Raw genomic sequence first — 16,296 nt, forward strand, 5'->3', positions numbered from 1 at the left:
GCGCCGAACAAACGGGGCTTTACCCGTTCCCGGCAACTCTGGTGGGCCAATATGAAGCATTTGAAGATCATCACCGGTACCGCGATTACTGCGGCCATCCTTGCCACTTCGGCAGGCGCGCAGGACGCCGCGCCCGAAAGCATCCTCCCGCAGGTCGGTGCTCAGCAGGCCGCGCCCGCTGCCCAGCCGAAAGCAGCCCAGTCGGTTGACGAAGCGTTCGGCGATATCCGCATGCAAAGCGGCGAAGTGGTGCAGGAAGTGCCCTCGCTCGAAGGCGTTTGGACCATTTCTCAAGCCGAAGACCTGCTTGCTTACATCCCCGGCATGAAGGCGGAAGGCCTCAATCCGTCGGATTATCGCGCGTCCGAGTTGAAGGCGGCCATTGCCGCAGGCGAGGGCGAAGAACTCAACAGGCTGGCCAGCGAAATATTCGTCTGGATGGTCGAGGACTTGCGCGACGGGCGTACGCCGATGGATTCGCGCCGCCAGTGGTTCGTCGTCGATCCGGACGCCGACCGCATGCCGACCTGGAAGCTGCTTGAAGATGCGCTGGCGAGCGGCGATATCACCGGGACGTTCGCTTCTCTCAACCCGGTTCATCCTGATTATTCGGCCATGCGCAAAGAACTCGCGACCGCGACCGATCCGGCGCGCATCAAGCTGATCCGCGCGAACATGGACCGCTGGCGCTGGCTGCCGCAGGACCTCGGCAAGCAGTATCTCGTCACCAACGTGCCGGAATACATGCTGCGGCTGACGGTCAACGGCAAGATCATCAAGAGCTATCGCACCGTCGTCGGCAAGCCCGGACGAACCGCGACCCCGCAGCTGGCCGAAATGGTCGAGGCCGTCATCTACAACCCGACATGGACAGTGCCGCAGTCGATCGTGAAGGGCGAAGGTCTGGGCGCGAAAGTCCTCAATAATCCCAGCTGGGCCCGCAGTGCCGGGTACAAGGCGACCAAGGGCGCCAATGGCTGGGTCACCGTGGTCCAGCAGCCCGGCCCGAACAATTCGCTCGGCCTGATGAAGCTCGACATGCCGAACGAGCATGCGATCTTCCTGCACGACACGCCCAGCCGCCACCTGTTCAACCAAGACAACCGCGCGCTGAGCCACGGCTGCATCCGTGTGCAGGGCGCGCGCGAACTGGCGATGACCATGTCGATGCTGGGCAATGCCTCCAGCCGCGAGGATATCCCGGCGATCCAGCAGGAAGTGTCGGAGATCACCACGAGCGGCGAATATACCCGCTACGAGATGAAGAAGCAGTGGCCGGTCTACATCACCTATTTCACGATGGGGACCGACGTGAATGGCGAGATGAGGACCTTCAAGGACCTCTACGACCGCGATGCGCCGGTGCTCGCGGCGCTCGACGCTCCCCGCGTTTCCGACCGTGCCCGCGAAACGAGCGAGGAAGCCGTCGAGATCATCGACGACATGCAGATCAGTTGATGTCTGGTGAGGAAGCGTCCTCGTGGCGCTTCTTCATAAGGCCGCGCCAAAGGGATATCGCGCTCGGCAAGGCAAAGCTTCCGCAAATATATAGCCATGTCGCGAGACCGGACCATTCAAAGTCGTCCAAACCACCAGCTGACCAGAAAAGCAGCAGGATCGGCAGGGCGGCGAAGGCCAGTATGATTGCATGCGATTGCCAGCGACCCAAGCGATAGCGGTTCACCATGACTGCAGCAGGCGTTCCGAACAGGGCGGTGGCTAGAAGCACGACAGGTCCGGCTACTGCTGCGGACATGATGAAGACGCTTACCAATCCGACCAGGTAATCGGGCATTGTTGGAGATCCGCCCTCCAAATTTCCCAGAGCCGTAATGCCAGAGAAGCACAGGGCGCCAACCAAAAGCCCGTGTAACGTCGCCGATCATAAAAGGTCGCCGACTTCACGAAGCCTGTTCCTGCGCTCCATCAGTGCGCTCCATCAGATAGTCAGAAAACGCCCGGATTGGTCCGTTCGAAGGTCCCGCCATATTCGTTGCGCAGCAGTTCAGTCTGCGCGATGGGCGGGGTCAGACGGCTGCCGTCTGCGGCCAGGCCGATACTGTCGGCGAACAGCAGGCGGCCGCCGCTCAGCTTCAGCAGGACATTGTCGAACTGCTCCGGTCCAAGCGCAAAACAGCCGTTGGACCGACCAAGCCGGCCCCATTCCTGCACATGCTCTGGCTTAGCGTAATCGGCTTGATGCATTACGATGGCCCGCGGCAGGGCATTGGAGTTCGTCGGATCGAGGCCGTCGAGGCGGATCGAAGTGCCGTAGCGGCCCGTGTACCAGCTGCGCGTCATATAGGCGCCGCGGCTGGTCGCCTCGCTGCCTTCGATGTTGGAATAGCGTTTGAGCCAGCCGTCATGCTCGCTGTCCGAGCCCGTGCCGTGGCTGACGTGGTAGCTTTCGATCCGTTCGTTCACCAGATCGACGAAATGGAAGCGGCGCTGCGAGGAATGCAGCGCGAAATCGGCGATGCCGACGATGTCCTTCTTCCAGATCCCGTCGCCCACACGGGCCAGTTGCTCGCGGGCGAGAGCGAAAAGCTGGGTGTCACGGCTGGCGGTAGGGTTTGGCTGGGCGAAAGCGCGGCCCGCCAGACTGGTGGCGGCTCCCGCGGCAAGTGTGCCCTTGAGAAGATCGCGGCGGTTCATGCTGTCACTCTATAGCAAGGTGAAGACTATCGGAAGCTGAACGATCAAATTCCGCATTGGTTCGCGCGCAGGTGAGCATGGAAAACGCGTGCCGGTCCGCCACTTCGCGCGGATCTTCGCCATACCCGCCGCCCAGGGCGCTGGCCACGGGCAACCCCCGCTCCCGGATTGCGCCAATGACGTAGGCATCCCGCCGCGCGATTCCTGCATCGGTCAGCGCCAATCGTCCGAGCCTGTCTTTCCCATGCACGTCCACTCCTGCCTGGAAGAGCACGAGATCGGGAGAAAACTCGTCGACGACGCCGGGAAGGTGCCGGTCCAGCGTTTCGAGATAGCCGTCATCGTCCACGCCGTCGGGCAGCGGCACGTCGAGGCTGGAGCGCGCCTTGCGAACGGGGAAGTTCTTTTCGGCGTGGAGCGAGAGGGTGAAGATGTCGTCACGCCCCGCAGTCAGGCTGGCCGTGCCGTCGCCCTGATGCACGTCGAGGTCGACGATCAGCACCCGGCGCGCGTCATCTTCCGCGATCAGGCGATTGGCGCAGACGGCAAGGTCGTTGAACACGCAATAGCCCGCGCCGGTATCATAGAGCGCGTGATGGCTCCCGGCGGCGGAATTGGCCGCATAGCCATGCCGCATGGCCAGCTGCGCGGCGAGCCAGGTCCCGCCATTGGTATGTGCCACGCGCTGCGCGATATGCGGCGTTACCGGAAAACCGATCCGCCGTTCCTTCTCTCTCGGGACGCTGGCGGTGAAGACCGCCTCGACATAGTCGGGACAATGCACCCCCTCCAGCCAGCGGCGCGGCATGGGCGGCGGGGCGTGTTCGGTGATCGGATAGCCGCTTTCGCGAAGGGCCACCATCACCGCCATGTAATTGTCGAACCGGAAGGTCCCGCGCGTCGGGGCGGGGGCCATGTAATCGGCGTGATGGACGACGTGGAGCAGGGCTTATTCCGCGGCTTCCCGCGCATGCGGATCGAATGCGATTGCCTCTCCCGCCTCGATGGCGGCAGCCTTTTCCTCGACCAGTTTCACGATATGGTCGAGCATGTCGTCGCTCTCGATATGGTGGTTCTTCACGCCGGAGAGATAGACCATGTGCTTGCCTGAACCGCCACCGGTCAGCCCGATGTCGGTTTCGCGCGCTTCGCCGGGGCCGTTGACCACGCAGCCGAGGACCGAAAGGCTCATCGGCGTCTTGATGTGTTCGAGCCGCTTTTCGAGCGCTTCGACCGTGCGGATCACGTCGAAGCCCTGACGTGAGCAGCTGGGACAGGACACCACGCGGACTCCGCGTGTGCGCAAGCCCAGCGCCTTCAGCATTTCGAAGCCGACTTTCACTTCCTGTTCGGGCTCTGCAGAAAGGCTGACGCGGATCGTGTCGCCGATGCCGGCCCACAGCAGGCTGCCGATGCCGACCGAACTCTTGACCGTGCCGCCGATGAGACCGCCGGCCTCGGTAATGCCGAGATGCAGCGGGCAATCGACCGCGTCCGCGAGCCCGTGATAGGCGGCGACCGCAAGGAACACGTCGCTGGCCTTCACCGCCACCTTGTATTCGTGGAAGTCGTGATCCTGCAGCAGCTTGATATGGTCGAGCGCGCTTTCGATCAGCGCCTCGGGGCAGGGCTCGCCATATTTTTCCAGCAGGTCCTTCTCGAGGCTGCCTGCATTGACGCCGATACGGATCGCGCAGCCATTGGCCTTCGCCGCGCGCACCACTTCGGCGACGCGCTCGGACGAGCCGATATTGCCCGGGTTGATCCGCAGGCAGGCCGCGCCCTTGTCGGCCGCTTCGAGAGCCCGCTTGTAGTGGAAATGGATGTCCGCAACGATCGGGACATTGGCGGCCTTGGTGATTTCGTCGAAATGCGCCGTCGATTCCTCGGTCGGGCAGGATACGCGGATGATGTCCGCGCCCACGTCCTCACACCGGCGGATCTGGTCGATGGTCGCGCCCACGTCCTCGGTCGGCGTGTTGGTCATGGTCTGCACGCTGATTGGCGCATCGCCCCCCACGGGGACATCGCCGACCATGATCTGGCGGGACTGACGGCGCTCTATGGTGCGCCAGGGACGTATCGAGGACATGTCCTGCGATATAGAGGCCCAATGATGAAGGGGCAATGACAGGTCTGCCAATTGACAGGACGGGCCAATTGTCGAACAATCGCGTCAGGGTCCACTCTACGCTTTGCGTTTCAAGAGAGGGGCCTGCGCTTTGCTCCAAGATCCCTGCATGACCGACAGTCGCGCCTGCCGCCTGCTGACCATCCTTTTGCTATATGTCGCGCAGGGCATTCCCATAGGCCTGCTCGAATTCGCGATTCCCGCATGGATGGCCGCCAATGGGGCGACCGGGGCGGAGATTGGATATGTCATCGGCATGGCGGGCATCCCCTGGAGCCTGAAGTTCGTCAACGGGGCGCTGATGGATCGTTATGCCTTCCTCCCCATGGGGCGCAGGCGCGCCTGGCTGATTGGAGCGCAGGTTACGATGGTCGGCGCGCTTCTGGCCTGCGCGCTGATCGAACCGGGACCGCGAGACCACATTCTGCTGGGGCTGATCGCCGCGATTGTCAGTACCGCCGTGGTGTTCCAGGATGTCGCCGCAGATGCACTCGCGGTCGATATTGCCGAACATAGCGAGCGAGGTTTCACCGGAGGGCTGATGTCCGGCGGCCAGGCGCTGGGCATCGCGATTTCCGCGGCCCTGACGGGGACGATCATCTATTTCTACGGCGTAGGTACGGCATATGTGGCCTGCGCGGCAACGATGGCGCTGGTCACCGCCTATCTGATCTGGATGCGCGAACGCACGGGCGAGCGGCGACTGCCCTGGACGCCGGGGGAGGCCCATCCCCTCAGCATCGCCAATCAGCCGGGGGGCTGGTGGCCGATGATCAGGGAAGCTTTCGCGCATATGTTCCGTAAGGATTCCGTGCTGTGGCTGGTGCCGCTGTTCTTGAAGGGAATGGCTTATGGCACGATGACCGTGGCGACACCGTTGATCGCCGCCAATTATGTCGGTTGGAACGAGGCTGAACTCGGCGCGGCCAATGGCGTCGCGCAACTCCTGGCAGCCGTGTCGGCAATCGTTCTGGGCGGATATTTGACCATGAAGATGGGGGCAAAGCGCTGCCAGATCGTCACCATCGGCCTGTTTTCCGCCGCGCTGTTCGCATTCCTGTTGCTGGAATCCTATTGGACGCGGAACGCCGTGATCATGGCGCTCGTGGTCGGTTGGACGGTAATCTACTATGTCGCCAGCGCTCCGCAGGCTGCGATCACCATGATGTTTTGCGATCCCCGGACCGGGGCAACGCAGTTTTCTATCTATATGGCGGTTACCAATCAGGGAATCAGCTTCGCGGGTTTCTCCTACGCGTTCTGGGAGGGGCTCGGCGGTTCTACCGGTCCGCTTATCGCCCTCTTGGTGGCGTTCCTGATCGCAATGGGCTTCGTCGCCATGCTCAACCTGCCGCGAAACGCGCGCGAGACGGCGGAACCGCTAGCGGCTGCAGCTTAGCTCAGCCCCGAACCGAGTGATTGCGGGCGGTGCCGCCTTTCCCCTCTTCCCCGTGCCACGCGGATGCGCCATCGTGTCACGATGAAGGTATCTCCAAACGAAGCGACTGACGATATCATGACCGACAGCGCCCTGCTATTCGGGCGCGTGCTCGACGGGCAGGGCGGGGCCCGGCCCATCGAGTGGGAAGAGGCGATGAGCTGGCAGCCGGCCGCGCCGGCGGAAGTGCTGTGGCTGCACCTGTGCCGCAATCGGCCCGGTGTGCAGGAATGGCTCGAGGGCGAAATCGGTGTGCCCGAGCCTACCGCCGAATTGCTCACCAGTGACCAGACACGGCCGCGCGCCTTTGCGGAGGGCGAGACACTGGTCGGCACGCTGCGGGGGATCAACTTCAACCCAGGGGCCGAACCCGAAGACATGATCTCGATGCAGCTGTGGTGCGACGGACGGCGCCTGATCACGCTGCGGCGTCATCCGCTGCAGACGCCGCGCGAGGTGGTGGCGATGCTCGACCGCGGAGCCGGGCCGCCCGATGCCGGCGCCACGATCACCTTGCTCGCCGAACTGATGATCGCCCGCATGAGCCAGTCGATCATCGACATGAATTCCGTGCTCGACGAACTCGAGGATACCGACCCCGACAAACACGCCGAAGCGATGCTGCGCCGGATTTCCACCATTCGGCGCAATTGTCTCAGCCTCAAGCGTCACATGGCTCCGCAGCACGAAGCGCTGGAGCAGATCAGCCGCGATGCGCCCTACTGGTTCGAGGAACACGACCGGCGCGAGATCGCCGAAAGCATCGCCCGCCTGCGCCGCTATCTCGACGATATCGACATCAGCAAGGAAAGCGCGGTGGTGCTGCAGGATGAACTGCGTGCTCGCAGCCTCGCCAGCAGCGAGCATGCGACCTATATGCTCACCATCGTGGCGGGGATATTCCTGCCGCTGAGTTTCCTCACCGGGCTGCTCGGCATCAATGTCGGCGGGATGCCGGGGATGGATGATCCCGATGCCTTCTGGACGGTGGCTTCGCTCTGCGCGTTCCTGTTCGTGGCGCTGATCGTGGTGTTCAGGCGCTTGAGGTGGCTCTAGCTATCAGCCGCCGCTGCGCTGCGCGGGAATGAATTCTTCGCGCACCGCCTTGGCGATCAGTTCGAGCGGGATGATCCCCTGGCTCAGCAGGAAGTCGTTGAAGGCCTTCTCTTCGAAGTCCTCGCCCAGCGCAAGTTCGGTTTCCACGCGCAGGTCGATCAGCTTGCGATAGCCATAATAATACGACCCCGCCTGTCCGGGCATGCGGAACTGGTAACGGTCCAACTCCTGCTTGGTCATGCCGGGTGAGAACAGGGCGTCCTCGCGCAATACGCGCTCGGCCTCTTCGCGGGTCATCAGCCCGAGGTTGAGCGCCGGGTCGAGGAAGGCGCGGGCGGCACGCAGCAGGCGGAACTGCTGGGCGATGAACTGCCCTTCGATCGGCTCGTGCGGAAGCATCTCGGCTTCGGCATAAAGCGCCCAGCCTTCGACGTTCACGCTGTTGAAGGCGTAGAGCATCCGCGCGAGCGACACACCCTGTTCGACCAGCGCGGCGAACTGCATTTCGTGGCCCGGGCGCGCTTCGTGGGCGCTCAGCGTCCAGCTGGCTGCAGGGTGGTTGAAATCGTCATAGACGTCGTCCGCGCTGGCGGTGGGATTGCCCACGGTCAGGACGAAGGTGCCCTGTTCGCCAGTGTTCCCGATCAGGCGCGGCGGGCGCATGTGCGGGGCGGGCTGGGCAGCGCTTTCGGCCTGCGAGGCGACGCGCATCTGCAGCTCGGTATCGGGCAGCGAGACGATGTCGTTTGCGCGAATCTTCGCTTCCAGCTCGCGGTTCACGCCGCGGTAGAATTCCTCGATTTCGTCGTTCGGGATGGTCTGCTGCTTGAGGCGCGCCATGACCGAGGCCATGTCGGTTTCCTCCCAGCCGTTCTTCTCCGCGATCTGCGGGGCGAGCGCTTCCATCTGCGCGCGGATTTCATAGAAGCCGCGGCGGGCCCGGCTCATGGCCTCGCGCGGATCCATGTCGATGCCGACATTGCGCAGGTTGAGCGCATAGAGTTCTTCGGGCAGCCGGGCCTCGTCGCGCGCGGCAGGCAGCACGACCTCCTGCGTCCATTCGCCATAGTCGGCGAACTGCGCGTCCATCGCGTCCAGCGCTTCCTCCGCGCCGTCGATGTCGTACTTCTCGAACAGTTCGCGGATACCGGCGGCAAAGGTCGGGATCTTGCCGATCGATTCCTCCACTTCGACGCGGTAGGGGCCGATCTTGTCGTCGCCCCGGCTTTCCTCGAACCGCGCCTTGGCGAGCTCGGTATAGGGCTCGAACCCGTCGGGAACCCCGGTGTAGCGGCGCAGCAGCTGGACGGCCGATGCACGGCGGTTCTCCGCCGTCTGGTCCGACAGCATCGCCCCGATCGAATAGAAGATGCTCTGCGGCAGTTCCGCCCATTCGAGCATCATGCGCTCGTTCAGCTCGGAGGAGAGTATCGACCGGTCGATACTGTCGATCAGGATCGCGAGGTCCTGCTTTACATAGGGGTTCGTCTCGGTCGCCATTGCTGCGGCGAATTCTGCGCGCAATTCGCGGGCGCCGGCCACATAACGCTCGGTGCTGTCGGCGGAGAGGTCGAAGGTCAGTCCGTCATATTGTTCATATCCCGCTTGGCTGGCGCCTTCGGGATAGAAGCCCGCTTCGAAGTCGATCAGCTTCTGGGTGTAGGCATTGCTCGTCTCGATCCAGTCCGGCGTGGCCGGAGCTTCGGCCTCCTGCGCGTACAAGGGGGCCGCGGGCCATGCGGCGGCAGTGGCGAGCGCGATGGCGGCTGCGAAAGTCTTCATGGGTATTTCCCCTCCGTTCGAATATGAAAGCAGGCCTGCGGCAGCCCGCGCCGGATATCAATACGCGGCCCGACGAAGCGCAGCCGCGACTGGACGAGCGTCCGGCTCAATAGGCGAATTCCTGGCCCACCATTTCCTCGCTCAACGCCCATAGGCGCTCCGCGTTTGCCCGGTCGACGGCGTAGCTGCGCACACCGCCCGAAGCGCTTTCGTTATCCTCGCTGGCGACATGGCAATCTTCGCAATAGAGGCCGCCCGTGCCTTCGAGTTCTTCGGCTGTGGCGACCCAGCAGGTCGTGGCAGCGCCTTGCGGGATGGTCTTGAATGGCTGCGGCTCCTCGCCCCGCTCCTCCGCCGTCTTTCGAATGCGCTCGATGAGGTTCTGCATGTCCTCTTCGCTCATGTGGCGGCCGAGATTGGTATGGATGCCGCCCGGATGCAGCGCATAGGCATGGATGCCCCGGTCGGCGAGGCGCTGCTCCAGCCCCACGGCAAACAGCACATTTGCCGTCTTGGACTGGCCGTAACTCACCCACTTTTCATAGGCGCGGTTTTCAAAATTCGGATCGTCGAAGTCGACGGGCGCGATGTGGTGACCCCGGCTCGACAGGTTGACGATGCGCGGGCTCTCGCCCTTCTCGACGAGCGGCATCAGCAGGTTCGTCAGCAGGAAATGGCCCAGGTGGTTGGTGCCGAACTGCATCTCGAAACCGTCGGCGGTCTTCGCCTCGTCACAGGCCATGACGCCCGCGTTGTTGATCAAGAGATCGATCTTGTCGAAGCGCGTCAATGCGCGTTCGGCTGCCTCCCGGATGCTCTTCAGCGAAGCGAGGTCACAAACCAGCGTATCGACCGAAGCGCCGGTTTCCTCGGCGATGGAATCGGCGGCGGCGGCCAGCTTGGTCGCATCGCGGCCCGACAGGATGACATGCGCACCCTTCGCCGCCATCGCCCGCGCGGTTTCGCGTCCCAGGCCGGAATAGCCGCCTGTGATCAGGGCGGTGCGTCCGGCCAGTTCTTTGTCCGCCAGGACTTCGTCCGCAGTGCTCGAAAAACCGAATTCACTCATTGATGAAACTCTCCCGGTTACGGGGAGGGGCGTAGCACAAAGAAAGTGAGGCGCGAGAACTTAATCCCGCGCCCCAGTCAGCCCCTCTCTCCTGGGGTTCTGCTAATCTGCGATCACGCGCCGGGAGGCAGCGGATCGTTGCTCGTCGGTGCGGCGGCCTTGCGGCGCTTAGGCTTCGGCGCCGCCGGAGCGGAGCTTCCGCCAAGGTCGCTGTCCATTTCCTCCAGCTTGCGCGCCGCCCATTCACGTCCGCCAAGTCCGAAGGCGAGAGCGCCTGCCACCGCCACGCCGGCGATCAGGATCGTCAGCGCATTGGCCGGGATCATGCCTCCGATTCCGGTGAACTGCAGGCCCATAAAGACGAACAGGATGATCGTTGCCCAGCGTACGATGGTCGCCGCCGTGGCGTTCTCCCCGTCACCCGCGATCAGGCGAGCTAGCAAATTGCCAAGGAAGAAGCCGAAGGCAATCACCACTGCGCCGAAGACGACCCTGCCGCCAAGCTCGAGCACCTGGTCGAGGATGCGGGTCAGTTCCGGAAAGCCCAGCAGTCGCGTTGCCGCAATGGCGAAGAACAGGATGATCGCCACCTGCACCACGCGTGCGATGATGCTGGAGGCGCGAGTGCCATCGGCCATCATCCCGCTTTCCGCCAGTGCCTGATCGACGCCGAGGCCGGGCAGCACTTCCTTGAGGATCTGAACGACAAAGCGGCTGATCAGATAGCCGATGCCTAGCAGGATCGCCGCCCCGATAATGTTCGGGATCGCCGCAAAGATCATTCGCAGCATTTCCGATGCCGGGCCCGAGATGCTTTCGATGTCCAGGACGTCGAGCGCCATGATCGCGACGAAGATGACGATGATCGCATAGACGATCGTGGCGATGGTCCGGCTGATCGCGGTGTTACCCGTAACGCTGTCGACACCGCCGCGATTCGCCCATTTGTCGAAATCGACGGTTTGCAAAACGGTCTGCACGATGTCGCGGACGATCCGTGCCACCATCATTCCGATGAAGAAGATCAGTCCCGCGGCGACGATGCGCGGAATGTATTCGACGATATTTTCGAGCAGGCTGTCCACCGGTCCGGCGACCGAGCCGAGGCCGAGTACGGTCAGTATCACCAGCAGGCCGAAAAGCCATATTAGCAGGCTGACGATCTTGCCCAGCGATTCACCCAGCGAAGTGCCGGCGCCGGTCCCTCGCTGGAAGAAGGAAATATTGTCGACGAGCTTGGCGAAGGCCCATTTCGCGGCCTTTGCCGCCGCCCATGTGATGAGTAGTACGACGAGTGCGAGACCGATCTTCTCGATCACCTGCATCGCGACGTATTCGTCGAAGCGATAATTACCGATACGCATGAAACCTCTCTCCCCTTTGGGTTTCCATGTGGCCGGAGCTAACATCAATGGCGGATTTTTCCAAAACCCTTTAATGTGTTGAGTGGATAAGTGGCCGTGCTATCCCGGCGGAATGAGAGGATTTTTCACCCAAATCGCCGCCGGTATCGCCCTTGCGCTTACCGGTATTGCCTCCACCGTTTCGGCGCAGGATGCTGAAGGGGGATGGTCGCTCGCTATCCATGGCGGGGCTGGAACCATCGCACGCGAGAACATGAGCGCGGAAGACGATGCCGCCTATCGCACTTCCCTGCAGGCGGCGCTCGATGCCGGGGCGAAGGTGCTGGCAGAAGGCGGCGAAGCGCTGGATGCAGTCGAAGCGGTGATCCTGCTGCTGGAAGACGATCCCCGGTTCAACGCCGGGCGCGGCGCGGTGTTCACCTGGGAAGGCGGACACGAACTCGACGCATCGATCATGGACGGGCGCGATCGCGATGCGGGCGCGGTGGCGGGCGTCACCAACATCCGCCATCCGATCCTGCTCGCCCGCAAGGTGATGACTGACAGCCCGCATGTCATGCTGGCGGGGAAGGGCGCGGAAACCTTCGCCAAGGAACAGGGCCTTGAGACCGTCCCGGCCGAGTGGTTCGGCACCGATTTCCGCCGCGAAGCGCTCGAACGGATGAAGGCGAAGGAGCTTTCTGCGCTCGATGTCGATGCCAAGTTCGGGACGGTGGGGGCAGTGGCGCTGGACCGGAACGGCAACCTCGCCGCGGGCACGTCGACCGGCGGTATGACCGGCAAGCGCTGGAACCGCATCGGGGACGCGCCGGTGATCGGGGCGGGCACCTATGCCGACAACCGCAGCTGCGCCGTCTCGGCGACCGGCTGGGGCGAATATTTCATCCGTGTCGGTGTGGCCAAGGCCATCTGTGCGCGCATGGAACTGGCCGGGGATAGCGCACAGGCGGCCAGCGATGCGGTGATGGCCGATGTAAAGGCGCTCGGCGGCGATGGCGGCGTGATCGTCGTCTCGAACAGCGGCGATGCGATCTACAGCTTCAACACATCCGGCATGTATCGCGGCCGCGCGACCAGCGAGGGCATGAACGAAGTCGCGATCTACGGGGATGAGTAGCCTCCGCTCTAAAGCAGCGAAGCGTTAGGGCGGACAATCACCTTCAAACAGCGCAGCGGTAGGGCAGACAGACAGCTTGCACGAAAAAAGGGACCGGATCGCTCCGGCCCCTTCTCGGTGTTCCAGTCCGCAGACTGAACCTGATTACATGCCCGAACCCGGACCGTAGGTGACTTCCACCCGGCGGTTCTGGAGTTCGCGGACGCCGTCGGCGGTCGGAACGCGAAGCTGCGTTTCGCCGAAGGCTTCGCTGCTGATGCGTCCACCGGGGACACCGCGACCGGTAAGGTAGTCACGAACCGACGAGTTACGACGCTCGGCGAGGCCGATGTTGTACTGCGCCGAACCCGAGGTGTCGGTGTGGCCAGCGAGCATGACCGAAGCCGTGCCGCAATTGGCGTAAGCCGAAACCGCGTTGTCGAGGATGGTCGCCGCTTCCGGCGTGATAGCCGATTCGTCCCAGTTGAAGAAAACGATGTACGGGCCCTGCTGGCAGACCGGAGCCGGCGGAGGCGGCGGCGGGGTCGTCGGGGGCGGCGGAGGCGGCGGCGGGGGCGGGGGCGGAGGTGCGGCGACCGGTGCCGGCGAACCGCCGAAGTTAAAGGTCAGCGTGCCGAGGATCGAGTGCGACGACCAGTCGGTGCGGATTGCGCCGACGTCGAAATTGCCATCGTCCGCGCTGATCTGATATTCCGGCGCATTGAAGTAGCGATAGCGCAGGCCGACATCGATCGTGTCGGTCAGCGGGGCGCGAACACCTGCGAGTGCCTGCCAGGCGAACTCCCAGTCGCTGCCGCTGAATACTTCGTTGTTGCCGAGAGCCAGGTCATGGTGGACGCGGGCCGGACCGGCGCCGGCGCCGACAAAACCCTGGATTCCGTCGTCCGGACCGAAGTCGAGCAGGGCATTACCCATGATGCTGAGCACGCTTGATTTGCCCAATGGGCCTTCAAAGGTGCGATCGCTGGACGCCAGTGTCAGCGTATCGTGACCGAATTCACGGTAGCTGCCTTCGACTTCGATGCGGAATGCACCCCAGTCGTGACCTGCAACGATCTGGCCGTCGAACCCATAGTCCGGGTCGATCACGGCAATGTCGCTTTCAGCGTCATTGGCGGTGCGGATGTCGAAATCGTTTGCGATGGCCGGGCCAAAGCCCAGTTCGACATAGGTCTGATTGTCGCGCGCAAGCGCGGCTGATGAGAGTGCGGTCGAGCAGAGTGCCAGACCGATAGCTATCTTATGCATGAGCGTCCCCAATTCTTTGGCGTGGGCGGCTTCGATTTTTCGAATGCGGCTTCGCGTCATCGAAGCTGCTGCAAGGACGACTCCCCAAATGTAGAAAGGTTCGCGGCGAGTGCTGAATTTGTTCAAGCAATTGGAAGTAGTTGCAAATAGAGCACACTGCCCGAGTGGGTAAGACCATCTGTGCGCATGGAATGATTCGCAGGCCAGCTGCAATTAGCCCCAACGAAAAAAGGGACCGAATTTCTCCGGCCCCTTCTCGGTGTTCCAGCCCGCAGGCCGAACCTGGTTACATGCCCGAACCCGGACCGTAGGTGACTTCCACCCGGCGGTTTTGGAGTTCGCGGACGCCGTCGGCGGTCGGAACGCGAAGCTGCGTTTCGCCGAAAGCTTCGCTGCTGATGCTTCCACCCGGGACACCGCGACCGGTGAGGTAGGCACGGACCGAGGCGTTACGACGCTCGGCGAGGCCGATGTTGTACTGCGCCGAACCCGAGGTGTCGGTGTGACCGGCGAGCATGACCGAAGCCGTGCCGCAGTCGGTGTACGCCGAGACCGCGTTGTCGAGGATGGTCGCTGCTTCCGGCGTGATGTCCGATTCGTCCCAGTTGAAGAAGACGATGTATGGTCCCTGCTGGCAAACCGGAGCCGGCGGAGGCGGAGGAGGTGGCGCGGGCGGCGGAGGCGCTGGTGGTGGAGGAGGAGGAGGCGGCGGAGGGAGGACCTCTTCCCTTTCCCCGAAGTTCAGGGTCACCGTTCCCAGGATGGAATGCGAGGACCAGTCCGTGTCGATGTAAGGCGTGCCGAAGGATCCGCCGATCCGGTAATCCGGCACGTTGAAGAACCGGTAGCGCAAGCCGACGTCGAGATTGTCGGTCAACGGGGCGCGGACGCCCGCAAGTGCCTGCCACGCGAATTCCCATTCGTCGCCATTGAAAAGGTTCTGCTCCAGGCCGTCCGGAGTCACCGCGACTGCCTGGTCGACGTAAACCGACCCCGCACCCGCGCCGACGAAGAATTGCAGGCCGTCGTCATCGCCGAGGTCAAGCAAGGCGTTGCCCATGACGCTGGCGGTCGTCGATTTTCCCAGCGGCCCTTCGAAGACGGGGCCGGAGGCGAAGGAAAGCCGGTCGTGATCGAATTCGCGGTAGCTCCCCTCGATCTCGATGCGGAAGCTGCCGTAGTCGTATCCGATGGCAACGCCGCCATCGAAACCGTGATCTTCTTCGAGCTCGGCACCGCCGAGCCTCGCGGGATCGACAGGCTCGATCTCGAAATCCTGGACGAGCGAGGGGCCAAAGCCCGCTTCAACGTAAACTGCGTTATCGCGCGCTAGTGCGGGCGATGCGAGAGCGGTCGAGCAAAGCGCCAGACCAATCGCAATCTTCCTCATGGTGATCCCCTGTTATGTAGTTCGGGAAAACCATTGATTGCAGAGACATATGACAATTGTCCGCTGCTTCGACGCCGATTGTCACAAGACTGCAAGGAAAGGGTGGCGGCTTATTCCTTCACCCGCGCTTCCTCGCCTGCGCATAGCTGCCCAACAGGCGCACGCCGTTGGTCTGGAATTCCAGTTCCTCCAGCGCGGTATCGACACGCGGTTCGCCGGGCGCACCCTCGATGTCGGCATAGAAGCGCGTGGCGGCGAAGCTCGCCCCCTTCTGGTAGCTTTCCAGCTTGGTCATGTTGACGCCATTGGTCGCAAAACAGCCGAGCGCCTTGTAGAGGGCGGCCGGGATGTTCTTCACCTCGAAAATGAGCGTCGTCATCGCCTGAACAGTATCGAAAGCAGCATGATGAAGCGCTTCATTGGCAAGTACCACGAAACGCGTCGTGTTGTCGTGCGCGTCCTCGACCGCCTCCTCGATGATGTCGAGCCCGTAGAGTTCTGCGGCCATCGGCGGGGCGAGGGCGCAGTATTTCGGGTCCTGCATTTCCGCCACATAGGCGGCTGCACCCGCCGTATCGGCATGCGCCAGGGCCACGATTCCGCGCTTCTGGAGGTATTCGCGCGACTGGCCGAGCGCCTGCGGATGGCTGTACGCCGCCTCGAAAGGACCCGGCCCGGTGGCCATCAGCGCATGGGTGATGCGCATGAAATGTTCGGCCACGATGGACAGCCCGCTGTCGGGAAGAAGGAAGTGGATATCCGAAACGCGCCCGTGCTGGCTGTTCTCGATCGGGATCATCGCGCATCCGGCCCGGCCCCGTTTCACCGCATCGAGCGCATCCTCGAAGCCGAGATAGGGCAGCGGCAGGCACTCCGGATCGAACTGCATCGCCGCCTGATGCGAGTTCGAACCAGGCGCGCCGCCGAAGGCGATGGCGCGCTCGGGATCGGTCGCAGCGGTCTGCCGCATGGTATCGACCATCTCGATGGCGGGCTTGGCAAAGGTGCGCATGCAAAGGGCTGCTATCGGTGCATTTCCCCAGCCG

At 63.1% G+C, this 16,296-nt stretch carries 14 protein-coding genes; 4 read left to right on the forward strand and 10 right to left on the reverse strand.

Annotated features, from left to right (window positions below; genetic code table 11):
- Window positions 1–51: 51 nt before the first annotated feature.
- On the forward strand, window positions 52–1,458 hold the full coding sequence (locus GRI69_RS13610) for a L,D-transpeptidase family protein (RefSeq protein ID WP_160728821.1): 1,407 nt from the start codon (window positions 52–54) through the stop codon (window positions 1,456–1,458).
- Here the strand turns inward: GRI69_RS13610 and GRI69_RS13615 are convergent.
- The 4 genes from GRI69_RS13615 to ispG form a co-directional block, all read right to left on the reverse strand.
- The gene (locus GRI69_RS13615) at window positions 1,451–1,795 is read right to left on the reverse strand and encodes a hypothetical protein (RefSeq protein ID WP_160728822.1); all 345 of its coding nucleotides are present in this window, start codon (window positions 1,793–1,795) and stop codon (window positions 1,451–1,453) included. The two genes, GRI69_RS13610 and GRI69_RS13615, sit on opposite strands and share 8 nt — an antisense overlap.
- A 152-nt stretch (window positions 1,796–1,947) precedes the next feature.
- Window positions 1,948–2,655 (reverse strand): murein L,D-transpeptidase catalytic domain-containing protein, encoded by a 708-nt coding sequence (locus GRI69_RS13620; RefSeq protein WP_160728823.1) that lies wholly within the window; start codon window positions 2,653–2,655, stop codon window positions 1,948–1,950.
- A 4-nt stretch (window positions 2,656–2,659) separates the two neighbouring features.
- Window positions 2,660–3,571: a histone deacetylase family protein gene (locus GRI69_RS13625; RefSeq protein ID WP_160728824.1), complete on the reverse strand. Its 912-nt coding sequence runs from the start codon at window positions 3,569–3,571 to the stop codon at window positions 2,660–2,662.
- Window positions 3,572–3,604: 33 nt separating this feature from the next.
- Entirely contained in the window at window positions 3,605–4,747 is a 1,143-nt protein-coding gene (gene ispG / locus GRI69_RS13630) for a flavodoxin-dependent (E)-4-hydroxy-3-methylbut-2-enyl-diphosphate synthase (RefSeq protein WP_160728825.1), read from the reverse strand.
- Window positions 4,748–4,895: 148 nt separating this feature from the next.
- On the opposite strand from ispG, the gene GRI69_RS13635 reads away from it, so the two are divergent.
- Complete coding sequence (locus GRI69_RS13635) at window positions 4,896–6,185, forward strand: MFS transporter (protein WP_160728826.1); 1,290 nt, start codon at window positions 4,896–4,898, stop codon at window positions 6,183–6,185.
- 81 nt (window positions 6,186–6,266) lie between these two features.
- Window positions 6,267–7,280 carry a zinc transporter ZntB gene (locus tag GRI69_RS13640; RefSeq protein ID WP_160728827.1) on the forward strand — a complete coding sequence of 338 codons (1,014 nt, stop codon included), beginning with the start codon at window positions 6,267–6,269 and terminating at the stop codon, window positions 7,278–7,280.
- Window positions 7,281–7,283: 3 nt separating this feature from the next.
- On the opposite strand, the gene GRI69_RS13645 is transcribed toward GRI69_RS13640, so the two are convergent.
- From GRI69_RS13645 to GRI69_RS13655, 3 genes are all read right to left on the reverse strand, one after another.
- A complete protein-coding gene (locus GRI69_RS13645) occupies window positions 7,284–9,062 on the reverse strand; it encodes a DUF885 domain-containing protein (protein ID WP_160728828.1) in 1,779 nt (592 codons plus the stop codon).
- 106 nt (window positions 9,063–9,168) lie between these two features.
- A complete protein-coding gene (locus GRI69_RS13650; protein ID WP_160728829.1) occupies window positions 9,169–10,131 on the reverse strand; it encodes an SDR family NAD(P)-dependent oxidoreductase in 963 nt (320 codons plus the stop codon).
- Window positions 10,132–10,244: 113 nt separating this feature from the next.
- Window positions 10,245–11,495: a mechanosensitive ion channel gene (locus GRI69_RS13655; RefSeq protein WP_160728830.1), complete on the reverse strand. Its 1,251-nt coding sequence runs from the start codon at window positions 11,493–11,495 to the stop codon at window positions 10,245–10,247.
- Between the two features lie 112 nt (window positions 11,496–11,607).
- Here GRI69_RS13655 and GRI69_RS13660 point away from each other — a divergent pair, with 112 nt between their 5' ends.
- The gene (locus GRI69_RS13660; RefSeq protein WP_160728831.1) at window positions 11,608–12,612 is read left to right on the forward strand and encodes an isoaspartyl peptidase/L-asparaginase family protein; all 1,005 of its coding nucleotides are present in this window, start codon (window positions 11,608–11,610) and stop codon (window positions 12,610–12,612) included.
- A 144-nt stretch (window positions 12,613–12,756) separates the two neighbouring features.
- Here the strand turns inward: GRI69_RS13660 and GRI69_RS13665 are convergent, their stop codons facing one another.
- From GRI69_RS13665 to GRI69_RS13675, 3 genes are all read right to left on the reverse strand, one after another.
- Window positions 12,757–13,860 (reverse strand): OmpA family protein, encoded by a 1,104-nt coding sequence (locus GRI69_RS13665; RefSeq protein ID WP_160728832.1) that lies wholly within the window; start codon window positions 13,858–13,860, stop codon window positions 12,757–12,759.
- Window positions 13,861–14,146: 286 nt separating this feature from the next.
- The gene (locus GRI69_RS13670) at window positions 14,147–15,250 is read right to left on the reverse strand and encodes an OmpA family protein (RefSeq protein ID WP_160728833.1); all 1,104 of its coding nucleotides are present in this window, start codon (window positions 15,248–15,250) and stop codon (window positions 14,147–14,149) included.
- A 118-nt stretch (window positions 15,251–15,368) separates the two neighbouring features.
- On the reverse strand, window positions 15,369–16,262 hold the full coding sequence (locus GRI69_RS13675; protein ID WP_160728834.1) for a prephenate dehydratase: 894 nt from the start codon (window positions 16,260–16,262) through the stop codon (window positions 15,369–15,371).
- Window positions 16,263–16,296: the final 34 nt, after the last annotated feature.

Source organism: Qipengyuania vulgaris (genome assembly GCF_009827325.1).
In the GTDB taxonomy this organism is placed as follows: Bacteria; Pseudomonadota; Alphaproteobacteria; order Sphingomonadales; family Sphingomonadaceae; genus Qipengyuania; species Qipengyuania vulgaris.

Bases quoted from the DNA above. Each gene is read 5' to 3' on its own strand.
- GRI69_RS13610 (WP_160728821.1), top strand. From the start codon at position 52: ATGAAGCATTTGAAGATCATCACCGGTACCGCGATTACTGCGGCCATC.
- GRI69_RS13615 (WP_160728822.1), bottom strand. From the start codon at position 1,795: ATGCCCGATTACCTGGTCGGATTGGTAAGCGTCTTCATCATGTCCGCA.
- GRI69_RS13620 (WP_160728823.1), bottom strand. From the start codon at position 2,655: ATGAACCGCCGCGATCTTCTCAAGGGCACACTTGCCGCGGGAGCCGCC.
- GRI69_RS13625 (WP_160728824.1), bottom strand. From the start codon at position 3,571: ATGGCCCCCGCCCCGACGCGCGGGACCTTCCGGTTCGACAATTACATG.
- ispG (WP_160728825.1), bottom strand. From the start codon at position 4,747: ATGTCCTCGATACGTCCCTGGCGCACCATAGAGCGCCGTCAGTCCCGC.
- GRI69_RS13635 (WP_160728826.1), top strand. From the start codon at position 4,896: ATGACCGACAGTCGCGCCTGCCGCCTGCTGACCATCCTTTTGCTATAT.
- GRI69_RS13640 (WP_160728827.1), top strand. From the start codon at position 6,267: ATGAAGGTATCTCCAAACGAAGCGACTGACGATATCATGACCGACAGC.
- GRI69_RS13645 (WP_160728828.1), bottom strand. From the start codon at position 9,062: ATGAAGACTTTCGCAGCCGCCATCGCGCTCGCCACTGCCGCCGCATGG.
- GRI69_RS13650 (WP_160728829.1), bottom strand. From the start codon at position 10,131: ATGAGTGAATTCGGTTTTTCGAGCACTGCGGACGAAGTCCTGGCGGAC.
- GRI69_RS13655 (WP_160728830.1), bottom strand. From the start codon at position 11,495: ATGCGTATCGGTAATTATCGCTTCGACGAATACGTCGCGATGCAGGTG.
- GRI69_RS13660 (WP_160728831.1), top strand. From the start codon at position 11,608: ATGAGAGGATTTTTCACCCAAATCGCCGCCGGTATCGCCCTTGCGCTT.
- GRI69_RS13665 (WP_160728832.1), bottom strand. From the start codon at position 13,860: ATGCATAAGATAGCTATCGGTCTGGCACTCTGCTCGACCGCACTCTCA.
- GRI69_RS13670 (WP_160728833.1), bottom strand. From the start codon at position 15,250: ATGAGGAAGATTGCGATTGGTCTGGCGCTTTGCTCGACCGCTCTCGCA.
- GRI69_RS13675 (WP_160728834.1), bottom strand. From the start codon at position 16,262: ATGCGCACCTTTGCCAAGCCCGCCATCGAGATGGTCGATACCATGCGG.